The 12280-nt window shown below is 61.0% G+C and carries 14 protein-coding genes and 1 tRNA gene; 9 read left to right on the top strand and 6 right to left on the bottom strand.

Annotation, left to right across the window (positions count from 1 at the left end):
• Window positions 1-3 precede the first annotated feature (3 nt).
• Complete coding sequence (locus tag EKK30_RS04480) at window positions 4-501, top strand: UPF0262 family protein (RefSeq protein ID WP_290980904.1); 498 nt, start codon at window positions 4-6, stop codon at window positions 499-501.
• Window positions 502-510: 9 nt separating this feature from the next.
• Here the strand turns inward: EKK30_RS04480 and EKK30_RS04475 are convergent, their stop codons facing one another.
• Window positions 511-1791, bottom strand: coding sequence for an adenylate/guanylate cyclase domain-containing protein (locus EKK30_RS04475; RefSeq protein WP_290980902.1), 1281 nt, complete (start codon window positions 1789-1791; stop codon window positions 511-513).
• Between the two features lie 32 nt (window positions 1792-1823).
• Window positions 1824-2531 (bottom strand): Crp/Fnr family transcriptional regulator, encoded by a 708-nt coding sequence (locus EKK30_RS04470; protein ID WP_290980900.1) that lies wholly within the window; start codon window positions 2529-2531, stop codon window positions 1824-1826.
• Between the two features lie 147 nt (window positions 2532-2678).
• Here EKK30_RS04470 and EKK30_RS04465 point away from each other — a divergent pair, with 147 nt between their 5' ends.
• From EKK30_RS04465 to EKK30_RS04455, 3 genes are all read left to right on the top strand, one after another.
• Window positions 2679-3428: a Maf family nucleotide pyrophosphatase gene (locus EKK30_RS04465; protein ID WP_290980898.1), complete on the top strand. Its 750-nt coding sequence runs from the start codon at window positions 2679-2681 to the stop codon at window positions 3426-3428.
• A 7-nt stretch (window positions 3429-3435) separates the two neighbouring features.
• Window positions 3436-3660, top strand: coding sequence for a DNA gyrase inhibitor YacG (gene yacG / locus EKK30_RS04460; RefSeq protein WP_290980896.1), 225 nt, complete (start codon window positions 3436-3438; stop codon window positions 3658-3660).
• An 89-nt stretch (window positions 3661-3749) separates the two neighbouring features.
• Window positions 3750-3825: transfer RNA gene (locus EKK30_RS04455), tRNA-Phe, on the top strand.
• A 62-nt stretch (window positions 3826-3887) separates the two neighbouring features.
• Here EKK30_RS04455 and EKK30_RS04450 read toward each other — a convergent pair.
• Window positions 3888-5147: an MFS transporter gene (locus EKK30_RS04450; RefSeq protein ID WP_290980894.1), complete on the bottom strand. Its 1260-nt coding sequence runs from the start codon at window positions 5145-5147 to the stop codon at window positions 3888-3890.
• 367 nt (window positions 5148-5514) lie between these two features.
• Here EKK30_RS04450 and EKK30_RS04445 point away from each other — a divergent pair, with 367 nt between their 5' ends.
• Both EKK30_RS04445 and EKK30_RS04440 read left to right on the top strand, forming a co-directional pair.
• Window positions 5515-6048, top strand: coding sequence for a tetratricopeptide repeat protein (locus tag EKK30_RS04445; protein WP_290980892.1), 534 nt, complete (start codon window positions 5515-5517; stop codon window positions 6046-6048).
• 132 nt (window positions 6049-6180) lie between these two features.
• A complete protein-coding gene (locus EKK30_RS04440) occupies window positions 6181-6873 on the top strand; it encodes a helix-turn-helix domain-containing protein (RefSeq protein ID WP_290980890.1) in 693 nt (230 codons plus the stop codon).
• An 11-nt stretch (window positions 6874-6884) separates the two neighbouring features.
• Here the strand turns inward: EKK30_RS04440 and EKK30_RS04435 are convergent, their stop codons facing one another.
• A complete protein-coding gene (locus EKK30_RS04435; RefSeq protein ID WP_290980888.1) occupies window positions 6885-7409 on the bottom strand; it encodes a hypothetical protein in 525 nt (174 codons plus the stop codon).
• 104 nt (window positions 7410-7513) lie between these two features.
• Window positions 7514-7714, bottom strand: coding sequence for a hypothetical protein (locus tag EKK30_RS04430; protein WP_290980885.1), 201 nt, complete (start codon window positions 7712-7714; stop codon window positions 7514-7516).
• A 219-nt stretch (window positions 7715-7933) separates the two neighbouring features.
• Between EKK30_RS04430 and EKK30_RS04425 the strand changes: the two genes are divergently transcribed.
• From EKK30_RS04425 to cbiB, 3 genes are all read left to right on the top strand, one after another.
• The gene (locus EKK30_RS04425; protein ID WP_290980882.1) at window positions 7934-8752 is read left to right on the top strand and encodes a rhodanese-related sulfurtransferase; all 819 of its coding nucleotides are present in this window, start codon (window positions 7934-7936) and stop codon (window positions 8750-8752) included.
• Window positions 8753-8900: 148 nt separating this feature from the next.
• Window positions 8901-10388 (top strand): uroporphyrinogen-III C-methyltransferase, encoded by a 1488-nt coding sequence (gene cobA, locus EKK30_RS04420; RefSeq protein ID WP_290980879.1) that lies wholly within the window; start codon window positions 8901-8903, stop codon window positions 10386-10388.
• A 41-nt stretch (window positions 10389-10429) separates the two neighbouring features.
• Entirely contained in the window at window positions 10430-11404 is a 975-nt protein-coding gene (gene cbiB, locus EKK30_RS04415; protein WP_290980876.1) for an adenosylcobinamide-phosphate synthase CbiB, read from the top strand.
• Here the strand turns inward: cbiB and EKK30_RS04410 are convergent.
• A partial coding sequence (locus EKK30_RS04410; protein WP_290980873.1) for a cobyric acid synthase occupies window positions 11388-12280 on the bottom strand: 893 nt, incomplete at its 5' end. The two genes, cbiB and EKK30_RS04410, sit on opposite strands and share 17 nt — an antisense overlap.

Raw genomic sequence — 12280 nt, 5'->3', positions numbered from 1 at the left:
CGTATGGACCAAACCCTTGCCACAACTGAGAAGGGCCGGGACCGTCTTGTCGAGATCACGTTGGATCCGAAGTCGCTCGGCCGCGCGAATTCCAACATCGAGCATGAACGCGAAGTCGCGATTTTCGATATCCTCGACGGCAACGCCTTCCGCGTCGAAGGGACGGACGCTGGCCCCTACAAGCTCAACCTCGCGCTGATGGAAGAGCGTCTGCTGCTGGAGATCACTCCGGCGGAAGGCGGCGAGACGACGGAGCACGCAATCGCGCTCGCGCCGCTCAAGCGGATCGTCAAAGATTATTTCATGATCTGCGAATCCTATTACGAGGCCGTGCGTACGGCGCCGCCGGCTCGCATTCAGGCGATCGATGTCAGCCGTCGCGGTCTGCATGATGAAGGAAGCAAGCTGCTCAAGGACAAGCTGCTGCCGAAGATCATCGTCGATGAAGACACGGCGCGCCGTCTCTTCACGCTGGTCTGCTCGCTGCACTGGAAGGGCTGATCGGCCCGCTCATTTGCGGCCGACGAGATACCAGGATTCCTGTGGGCCGACGCCCTTGATGTCGATCGTTCCTCGCCGTTCGAGTTCGAAGCCTTCGTGCAGACGATCAGCACACGTTGGACAAATGGCGATGGCGCCTGGCGTACTTGATTGCTCAAGACGGCTCGCGAGGTTGACCGGATCTCCCCACACGTCATAGCTGAATTTGTTCTTGCCGATGATACCCGCCATCATCGGTCCCGACGCCATGCCGACACGTACGCCGATTGCCATGTTTTCTTCGACGCTGATGCGCTGGACGGCGGCGACAAGATCGAGCCCCATACTGGCCAGCGCTTGCACGTGATCCTTGCGCGGGATGGGAACGCCGGCGGCGACCATGTAGGCGTCACCGATCGTCTTGATCTTCTCGACCCCATGGCGATCCGCGAGTTCGTCGAAGGCGCTCACGAGCTGGTTGAGCAGCGCGACCGTGCGGTCCGGCCCCAGCGAGCGCGCCATCGTGACGAAGCCGGTGATATCCGCAAACATCACGGAGGCATCAGAGAAGCCGTCGGCGATGCGCTTGCCCGGCGATTCTTTCAGGCGCTCGACGACGCTGTCGGGGAGGACGTTGCGAAGCACCGTCTCCGTTTCAGCTTTGGCGCGTTCGAACAGACTGAATGCATAGTAGACGCAAGCCGCGATGAGCCCGAACGTGGTGACTGCGGCCTGGACATAAAGCGAATTTATCGTCTTGTCGTCAGCGTGGAACTGCGCGGCTTCCATCGGGAACGTGAACCAGACGTACAGATGCAGGATCAGCGCTAACGAAACGACGGCGAGGATCAGCCGAAAGCGCCGCGCCTCGAAGATGACGAAAGGAGCCGCAGCGGCGATCACGTATTGCAACGGTGCTCCGCCCATCCGGCCAAAGAAAGCCGTGAAGCCGATCAATGCGGAGAATTCGGCGACGACGAGAAGGAGACCACCGGCAATCTCGTTGTAGCGATGCATGAAGGGCACGAATGCCACGATCAGCGCGACGGCAAGATTGATGTAGACGGCCGGCAACATCTCTTTCACGCCGGAACCCCAGAGCTGGGCGGCGTAAATGCAGGTCGTCGTGACGACGAGCGCCGAAATGACGTTCACGATTTTCAAGCGGCGGCGGATGTCGGGCGGGTAGTTCAGGATGCCGAGATTGGCGATGCCGCGAATGATGGCGCTAAATCCGGCCAGCGCGCCGCGCGCTGCCGCCGCCAACGCCGCTAGCCGAGCCGGTTCCTTGTGCCGATCAGAGATCGTCATGCGTTTGCCCCGGCGAAAGACTGCGACAGGGTCTATTCTTTATCATCGAGCCGGCCGATGCCGCTCAACGCCGCTATATTGCAAATAACCTGCTGACCACGGCGCTCGATCGCGCCTTCCGATTCCAGCATGCCCAACGCGGCGTTGACCTTCGGACGGCTGGCGCCGACGAGCAGGGCGAGTTCGCTTTGCGAGATTGGAAGGGGCAGCGAAACCGTCTCGGCCTTGCCTGCCGGGTCCTTCTGGCGGACCGCGGCCAGGAAGAAGCGCGCGAGCCGCGCCTCGATCGGATGGAGCGCAATGGCTTCCAGTTGTTCGTCGGCATCGCGCAGGCGGCCGGCGAGAAAGCGTACGGCAGCTTCGCCAACGGAAGGCTGCGTTCCGAGCAGGCGCACGAACGACGCTTTCGACAACATCAGGGTCTCGACCTTGTTGACGGCGGTGGCATCGGCCGAGCGCGGGCGGCCATCGAACACGGCCAGCTCTCCGAAGATCGAGGGCGCTTCGACGTGGGCGAATGACAGCTCGCGTCCGTCCGAAGTGAGGACGGAAAGGCGAACGCGGCCTTTCGTTACGATGTGCAGCTCTGAGCCGGTCTGGCCGCGTGAAAAAATGATCTGACCCGGTTCGTAGGCCGCTTCGCGCAATTCGTTGGCGACGGCTTTCCGGCTCGACTCGTCAAGGGAGCCAAAGAGCGGCGTTCGGGCGAGTACGTCTGCCGGGTCTGTTTTCAGAGCCATTGCCGCCATCAATTCTGTCAAAGGATGGGGTATTCATGCCCTGTTTTGTTGGCCGCCGCAACGCACCTAGGCTTGCTATTGCCCCAACGCCTACGTCATTGTCCGGCAAGCTTGCGCCGGTAGGTAGGCCTCCACGTAGTCACGGTGATGATAACGAGCCTCATGAGCAGCTTATTTCCATCGTTCGCCCGGTCGGACGCTCCCAGCCGAGAATCGCTGCGCCGCACTCTGGCGCGGGAAAGGGCCGATACCAACGCTGGGATCGAGCGGCCGCAACTCGTGCTGGCGAGCTCCAGCCCAAGGCGCGTGACGCTGCTAGCTCAGGTCGGCGTGACGCCTGACGCCCTGCGCCCCGCCTCAATTGACGAAACGCCGAAGCGTGGAGAGATGCCGCGTGCGCTGGTCTCGCGGCTCGCCCGCGCGAAGGCGGAGGTCGCCCGCAATCAGATCGCGAACGACCGGGATCTTGCCGGCGCGTATGTTTTGGCGGCTGACACGGTCGTCGCCATGGGGCGGAAGGTGCTGATGAAGCCGGCCCACATCGAAGAGGCAATGGCGTCCCTACAACTTCTCTCCGGACGTACGCATAAGGTGCAAACGTGCGTGTGCCTCATCACGCCGGACGATCGCGTACGGACGAAGATCGTCGATACCCGCGTGCGCTTTCGCTACATCAACAAGGCGGAACTTGAATCCTACATCGCATCGCGCGAGTGGCGCGGCAAAGCCGGGGGCTATGCGATCCAGCGGCTTGCCGGCTGCTTCGTTCAGCGGATCATCGGGTCCTATACCAACGTGGTTGGGCTGCCCTTGACGGAAGTGGTTGCGCTTCTCAACTCGGAGAAGTTCCCCATCCAGTACAACTGGCTGAAGTACGCCGAAGTAGACCGCGATTGAGTTTCTGATGTCTTCGTCCTCCAGCGCCGCCAAGCCGCTGCGGTGTCCGATTTGCGGCAAGAATGCTGTCGATGCGTATCGGCCGTTCTGCTCGAAGCGGTGTGCGGATATCGACCTCGCCCGCTGGTTCTCCGGCAGCTACGGCATCGCGGGGCGGGACGAAGATGAAGGCGATCCTGCCGCGCCAGCGGACCGTCAAAGCGGCTCCGGAGGCGACGATGAAGAAGCGTGATTTTGCAGTGCGCGAGGCGCTTGCATCCGCGTGAGCGCCCACCTATAAGGACCGCCTACTTCGTTCGGGGCTCAGCGCCGCGGAGGCAGGCCCAGGTAGCTCAGTTGGTAGAGCATGCGACTGAAAATCGCAGTGTCGGCAGTTCAATTCTGCCCCTGGGCACCATTGCCCAACCCGTCCCTCCAAACTTTCTGAAAAGTGTTTTTGAGGCGGTGTCCGTTTCCCATTCAGACGGGATTGGCGGCAACGCCTGATCGAACCAGCCAGATACCGACCCCGATGCCGATGAGACAGAGGAACAAGAGATAGTAGAGGTGCGCCAGGGGGTGGATCAGCATCAGTGGGGGAATGATGACCGGCGTCAGTCCCCCGGATACGGCGTAGGCAACGTTGTAGGAGAACGACAGCCCGGAAAATCGGACTGCTGCCGGGAAGACCCGCACCATCACAACGGGCACGCCACCCACGATCCCCACAAGCAGGCCGGTGACGGCGTAGAGCGGCATCAGCAGCGAGGGATCGGCGACTCCGGCCGTGTAGAAGAGGCTCGCGCCGATCGCCAACAGGCCACAGCCGACCGTAAAGAACCGTCCTGGACCGATGCGATCGATGATTAGGCCGCCGACGATGCAGCCGATCGTCAGGAAGAAGGTGGCGACGGTATTCGCCTGCATGATCGCCTCACGCGCAACGCCCTGATGCTGGAGAAGCGCGGGCGTCATGAGGATGATGAGAACGATGATGCCCGACAGCATCCACGTCAGCAGCATGGACACGATGATCGCGCTCCGATGATCGCGCACGACGGTCTTCAACGGCAACTCGGCGGCAAGGCCTTTACGCGCCTTGAGTTCGAGAAAAATCGGCGTCTCGGACAGAAGCAGGCGCAGATAGATCGACATTAGGCCGAAAGCCCCGCCGAGCAAGAACGGGACGCGCCAAGCCCAAGCTGCAATTTCGGCCGGGGCGTAGACGTGGTTAAGGACGGTCGCGACGAACGATCCGAGGAGGATGCCCGCGGTCAAGCCAGCGGTGAGGGTCCCGCAGGCGTAGCCGACGCGCCGGACGGGGACGTGCTCGGCGACGAACACCCAGGCGCCGGGTACTTCGCCACCGATGGCCGCGCCTTGGACGATACGCAGAAGCAGCAGCAGAATGGGCGCGCCGATTGAAATTTGACTGTAGGTCGGCAGCAGGCCCATGCCGAGCGTCGACGCCGCCATCAAGATAATGCTGAACGTAAACATTCGCTTGCGGCCGAGAAGATCGCCAAAGTGCGCCATTACGATCCCGCCGAGGGGACGCGCCAGATAGCCAGCGGCGAAGATCCCGAAAGTCTGCACCTGTCGCAGCGCATCGGGCATTTCAGGCGGAAAGAACAGCGCGCCAAGAACATTGGCGAAGAAGACGAAAATGATGAAGTCGTAGAATTCCAGAGCGCCGCCGAGGGCCGCGAGGACAAGCGTCTTGTAATCGCCTGCGGTCAATGGCCGCCTCGAGGCCAAGTCGGTATTACTCATAGGGAGGGGGGCTCTTCGGGTTCGCGCGCTGATGGTCCGGCGATTGATGGCAGAACAGATCGAGGATGGCTACGTCTGTCCGCCGCACGACACAGACGACACAGGCGACGAACGATTTACCTGGATCAATGAAGGATTTGCGGACTTCTCCACATGATCAGCAAGTTCGCGCGAAAAGTCGCAATCCTTTATGGAATTTTCATCCAAGCCGCGCGAAGCTGGCATTGCGGTGCTTCCAAAGCCATCCCATTCTAACGGAAGCCGCGTCGACTGAATTGTTGGTTCGGGCGTTTTTCGAGCGGAAAATCGTCCCTGAGTAGCGAGGCTTCGCTCCGTGAAACTGCCGGTCTATTCAGTCTTGGCGATGTTGGCATTGGCGCCTTCGGGTGCGCGCGCCGACGCGGTGGCCGATTGCAACAATGACTCCGACCTGACGCGCCAGATCCGCGGGTGCACCAAGGTCATCAGCAAGACGATGCTGGGCGATCCGCTGTCGACAGCCTACATGAACCGAGGCATCGCGTACGCGCAGCGCAAGGACCTAAAGAAGGCCGTTGCGGATTTCAGCTCGTCGATCAACGCAAACTCTGCGAACAATTTCGCCTATTACAATCGAGGAAACGTCTACCTCGATCTCGGCAAGCCCAAGCTCGCCATCGCCGACTATTCGAAGGCTCTCGAAATTGCGCCGGACATGTCACCGGCTCTTCTCAACCGCGGCTTGGCCAATGAGATGGTCGGCGATAAGGACGCGAGTATCGCCGATTTTCGTGCGGCATTGGCGCTGGAACCCACCTTGTACGCCGCGATTGAAGGCCTGAAACGGCTCGGCGCGGACGTCGCTATCGGCGAGCAGAGCTCGCGTTAAGCCCGCTAGCCCAGACGCGCATTTTTCTCCGTTACAAACTGTTACAAACCGTTACGGACCGCGCATATCGGTCGAACGAAGCACCGCTAAACGTCCTGACGTACCGCAGAGGTGGTAAGCAGGAGGACGGACATGCTGGGTTCATCGCAGGCCATCGAGGCCAACGTCTATGGGGGCCGAGTTTCGTCGTCAGCAGTCCCCACAAGCGAGCCGGCAGATCGGTTCGAACGGGGTACAATTCGGCGCATCGAAGCCAAAGAGCATGTGTTCTGCGACGGCGATCCCCGCACCCACGTCTTCCGGATCGAGGAAGGGGTCATCGCCCTTTCCAAGCTTTTGGGCGACGGACGCCGCCAGATTATCGAATTTGCCTATCCCGGCGACTACATTGGCCTTGGAACGCTGCGTGAGCACATCTTCGACGCCCAGGCCACTTGTGCCGCGAAGGTCCGTTGCCTGTCGGCTGCTGCTCTCGAGCAGGAAGCCTCACGCGATGCCAGCCTAGCGCTTCGTCTCTACAAAGCCGTTTCCGCCGAGCTTGCCGCCGCCCGCAGTCTGCTGGTGTCGGTTGGCCAGCAAAGTGCGATGGAGCGTCTCTCCGGCTTTCTTCTCAGCCTTTCCACGCGGGCTCCGAGCGAGAGCGACGAGACGGTCGTGAAGCTGCCGATGCGCCGTTCGGATATTGCCGATCTTCTGGGGCTGACCATCGAAACCGTCAGCCGGACCATAACGAAGCTGCGGACGATGCGCGTCATCGACGTGGTGCGCGGCACCGAAGTGCATATTCTCGACAGCGAACGTCTCGCAGAACTTGCCGGGCAGTAGGGCCCGGCAGCCTAGGGCTGCTTCCCGGTCGTAGGGGGCAGCACCGGTTCGACCGCGGTCAGTTCTGCCGCAGCTTCGGCCTTTGAGCTGCGGGATGATCGCAGGGCCTTTATCAAAAGGCTTATCAGGGGCAGGATCACGGAACTGATCAGCGCTTCTCCTGCAGGATACAGGTAGGCGTTGCTCATCGGCCCAGCGGCGAGGTTCTGTTCGAGAGCGCCGATCGACGATCGTCGCATCTCCACGGCCACCGCGAATTCCCGGCTCGGACGCTGAAGGATCGCAACGACGGCGATCATTCCGGCGACGAGCAGGCCGATTACTCCTACCAGCACCGTTGCGCCGATCACGCCGAGGCTTTGCTCAAGGAGCCAGTACAGGGCCAGCCCAAGGAGCACGAAGCTGATCGTCGCGAGAAGGCACGCGAGCACATAGAGCGCGCCTTTGCGAAACATGTAGCGGAGGTAGCTGTCAGCGACGACGGCATCGGCGGTCGCTAGCTTGTCGAGGTCGCGGGCAAGGTTTGGAAGATCCACGAGGCATCCACTCGAGTGGTCAAGGTTGGCGGCGACATATTAGCAGGCCGCGCAAAAATCGCGAGCGCTTCAAAATGGGCCGGCACTCGCACGGCGTCGCGCGTCTAGCTCTTCAGCTTCTGCCGTTTGGCATTGACCCAATCGCTCAACGTTTCCCAGAAAGCTGCAATCGCCACGACGATCGTGATCAGAAACAGCGCGACGACCATCTGGATGACGTTGAAGTTGACGGCGTCACTGGCGACGAACCAACCTGCGACGATTGCGGCCAAAAACATGATCGGACGAAGAAGTAAGTTTACCATCTCGGCGTTTCCGGTTGGTCGCTCCTAACTTAGGAGAGAGTACCATCTGGACGTTGCAGAACGTTGATGCGGATCAAGAAATAAGCTTCAATTTGGAGGTGTGAGTTCCGCGTAATTCCATTCTCTTGCGCGTTGGTCCCGCAGCCCCTATGGAATTCGCGCCGTGATCCGAAATCGCTGGATAGAGCGGTCAACACCCTTAGCTCTGGAAGTACGCTTGTGGCCGTGAAAGTCGCCGCGTTTTATAAATTCGTTTCGATCTCCGATCCTGCAGAACTGCAGGCGGCGCTTCGGGCGCTGTGCGAAGAGCAGGCGATCAAGGGTACGATCCTTCTTGCGAAGGAAGGCATCAATGGAACGGTTTCCGGCAGCCCGGCAGCGATCGACGTTCTTTTCGACCTGTTGAGGTCTGATGCTCGCTTTGCTGATCTCGCGGCAAAATTCTCGGAGAGCGACGATCATCCGTTTCAGCGGCTGAAGGTGAAGATTAAGCGCGAGATCGTCACGTTCGGCGTTCCTGACGCACAGCCCGCCGTCGCCATGGGCGAACTGGTAGAGCCTGAAGATTGGAATGCGCTGATCTCGGATCCCGAAGTTCTCCTGATCGACACGCGCAACGATTACGAGGTCGAGGTCGGAACGTTCGAAGGCGCCCGAAATCCGAAGACGCGGGCGTTCAACGAATTTCCCGACTATGTCCGACAAACGATCAGCGGCGATCGCAATAAGAAAATAGCGATGTTCTGCACCGGCGGGATCCGATGCGAGAAGGCGAGCGCGTTTCTGCTGAACGAGGGCTTCTCCCAAGTCTATCAGCTCCACGGCGGGATCTTGCGATATTTGGAGCTAATTCCGGCAGAGAAAAGTCTTTGGCGCGGAGAATGCTTCGTCTTCGATGAACGCGTTGCCTTGGAGCATGGCGTCAAGGAAGGCAGCCATACGCTTTGCGCTCACTGCGGATTTCCTATCAAGCGGGACCCGTCCGTGCACGAGGGCTTATGCGACCGATGCGCGTCATCGGCCGCCAGCGAGCCCTAAAGGCATCGAACGGCAGCCGGCCGATGATGAAACGGCTGTAAATGCCACCCTTTACCGACCTTGCCCGGAAGCCTGGAATTGATGCTATAGGTCGTCGGGCGTGACGCTTGCGTAATGGCGCGACCACGAATTCCAAACGTTTTACGGCATGACGAACAGTAACCCTGAAGATCCCGCGCCGCAGCCGCACGCACCCGCGACCCTCGAAGAGCTGGTGCGCTGGCGCCGCGACGTGCGCCGCTTTCGCTCAGAAGCCGTGCCTGACCAACTGATCGACCGACTGTTGAGGCTCGCCGATCTGGCCCCCTCGGTCGGGAATAGCCAGCCGTGGCGGATCGTGAACGTGCGCGCGCCTGAAACTCGGGCGTCGATCGTCAAGAACTTTGAGGAAGCGCGCACGCGTTCGGCCGAGGCGTATGCCGGCGATCAAGCAGACCTCTACACGCGATTGAAGCTCGCGGGCTTCGATGCGGCGCCCGTCCACCTCGCGGTGTTTTCCGATCGTAGCGCGCTCCAGGGTCACGGGCTGGGTCGGCAGACCATGCCCGAGACACTCGATCACTCGTGCGCGTGCATGGTCACGGTGCTGTGGCTTGCGGCGCGGGAAGCCGGCCTGGGACTCGGGTGGGTATCGATCGTCGATCCGGAACGCGTCGCCGAGGCCGTTGGGGCTCCAGCCCATTGGAAGCTTGTCGGCTATCTGCTGCTCGGGTGGCCCGAGGAAGAGCATCTCGATCCCGAATTGGAGAGGCACGGCTGGCAACCGCGTACTCCATTCGAGACGCGCTATTCCAAGGAGATCGTGCGCGTAACAGGTGAAGCCGGTGAGGCTCGCCAAGGCGCGGGTTCCATCGGGTCGGTATCGCTTGTCGGCGCTGGGCCGGGCGATCCCGAGCTTCTGACATTGAAGGCGATCAAGGCGCTTAAAGCTGCCGACGCCGTTCTGTTCGATGATCTGGTCGCGAAGCCGATCCTCGCTCTTGTGCGTCCGGAAACGCGCATGATCAACGTCGGCAAGCGCGGATATCGAACGTCATGCAAGCAACCCGATATCAACGCCATGATGGTCACGCTCGCGCGTGAAGGGCTGAAGGTCGTTCGCCTGAAGTCGGGCGATCCGCTAATTTTCGGCCGTGCGGGAGAGGAGATCGAGGCGTGCCAGGACGCTGGAATCGAAATCACGGTGGTGCCAGGGGTGACGTCGGCGCAAGGCGCGGCGGCGAGCCTCAAGGTTTCGCTGACCAATCGCGATCATGCTCGCCGCCTGCAATTCATCACTGCGCATGACCGGCGCGGTCACCTACCGCAGGACATCGATTGGAGCGCGGTTGCGGACAGCGCTGCGACAACCGTCATCTATATGCCGAAGCGAACGCTGGCGGAACTGACCGAAGTCGCGCTGGTGCATGGGCTCGATCCCAAAACGCCGGCGATTGCGGTCGCGAATGCAACCCGTCCCGACGAGCAGGTGTTCGTTTCGACTGTAGGAGCCATCGCTGCCGAGCTCGATTCCGCGCATCCGGAGGGACCGGTTCTTGTCATGGTCGGCGAGGCGCTTCGATATGCGATTGCCAAAGATAGTGCGGAGCTAACTGAGGCGCTCGCGGCGACGCTCGACGTGACGGGGCGCTCATGATGCCTTCGTTTCTGCTCAGATCACGTCGCTAGCGCAGCTCCGTGACCGCCGCGCAAACCCTCTTCGTCCTGGTCGGAGCGCTCGCTCTCGAAGCGACGTTCGGATACCCGGATTGGATCTATCGGCGGATCGGCCATCCCGTTTCGTGGATCGGGCATCTCATCGCATTTCTCGACAATCGCCTGAATAAAGAAGCCGACAGCGCCGATGCGCGCCGGAACGCCGGCATTCTGGCGCTTGTCATTTTGCTCATCGTTTCGGGGCTTCTGGCCTGGATCCTGGAGCAGATTTTCGACCACGTCTTGTTCGGCTCATTTTTCATCGCGGTGATAACATCGACGATGATCGCAAGTCGAAGCCTCTACGATCATGTTGCTGCCGTGGCCCGGGCGCTGGATCAGTATGGTCTCGACAATGCGCGCGACGCCGTTGGCCGCATCGTCGGACGGAATCCGCAGACGCTTGATCAACACGGCGTCGCGCGGGCCGCGATCGAGAGTCTGGCCGAGAATGCATCCGACGGGATTGTGGCGCCGGTATTCTGGTTCGCAATCTTCGGGCTTCCCGGCCTCGTGGTCTACAAGGCCGTCAATACCGCGGACAGCATGATCGGGCATCGCACGCCGCGACACGAGGCTTTCGGCTGGGCGTCGGCGCGGCTCGACGATGTTCTCAACTTGCCCGCCTCGCGATTGACTGCACTGCTGCTCACAATTGCAAGTTTTGTCACGCCGGGAGCTTCAGCCGCCGGGGCTCTCGAAGCGATCACGCGCGACGCGGCCAAACATCGTTCGCCGAATGCAGGATGGCCCGAAAGCGCCACGGCCGGAGCCTTGGGACTGAAGCTCAACGGGCCGAAGGTGTATGGTGATCGGCATGTCGAGGATGCTTACATGGGCGACGGGCGCCGGGACGCCACGGCGGAGGATATTCGGGCCGCGCTGCGTTTGACGACGACGGCGTGGGGCATCATGGTCGGCCTGCTGCTCGTCATCGCGATCACACTGCGAGTTTGAGGAGGTCTTCGATGGCGATGTGCTTCGCCAGATGCTCGGCGAAGCGATCGAGAATGTCGTCGACTTCGGCTTCATAGCGCGCGCCGGCCAAATCGATTCCAAAGGTTGCGAGAAAGGCGCTGCGTGCAAGGTCGGATGAGAAAAGGCCGTGGACGTAACAGCCTGCCACGCGATCGTCGCGGGAGGTGGCGCCATCGGCTCTCCCGTCCGAGAACGTCAATACTGGTCGGGCCGTGTCGGGACCGGTTGTCTGGCCGACATGCATCTCGTAGCCGTCGAAAGGTGCGCCTGAGTCGGCAAGCGTTCCGGACACGCGCGCCAAGGTCTTGCTGGTTTCGAACTGGGTGGCGATATCGAGCAGTCCCAGACCTTCGACCGTGCGCGGCGGACCTTCGATGCCAAACGGATCTGCGATCGTTTTTCCGAGCATCTGATAACCGCCGCAGAGGCCAAGAACCCGACCACCGCGGCGAACATGGGCTCGGATGTCTATGTCCCAACCTTCGGCGCGCAGGGCCGCAAGATCGTCAATCGTCGTCTTGGAACCCGGTAGAAGCACGAGGTTGGTGTCCGCCGGAATAGCGGTTCCGGGTTCGACAAAAAAGACGGATATGCCGGGCTCGCTGCGCAAGGGATCGAGGTCGTCGAAATTGGATATTCGCGGCAGCATAGGAACCGCAATGCGGAGCTTATCGCCGTCTTGTGGTTTCGCCGCCGCCAGTTCCTTCAAGGCAAGTGCGTCTTCGGCAGGCAATTTGCGCGCATCAGGAAAGAAAGGAACCAGGCCCAACGGTGTCCATCCCGTTCGTTCAGCAATTGCAGTCATGCCGGCGGCAAAAAGGCCCGGGTCGCCGCGCATCTTGTTGACGATAAAGC

It is taken from the genome of Hyphomicrobium sp. (assembly GCF_003987855.1).
GTDB lineage: Bacteria > Pseudomonadota > Alphaproteobacteria > Rhizobiales > Hyphomicrobiaceae > Hyphomicrobium_B.
The sequence above is the reverse complement of the archived record's forward strand: the minus strand, read 5'-3'. Positions and strand labels throughout refer to the sequence as shown.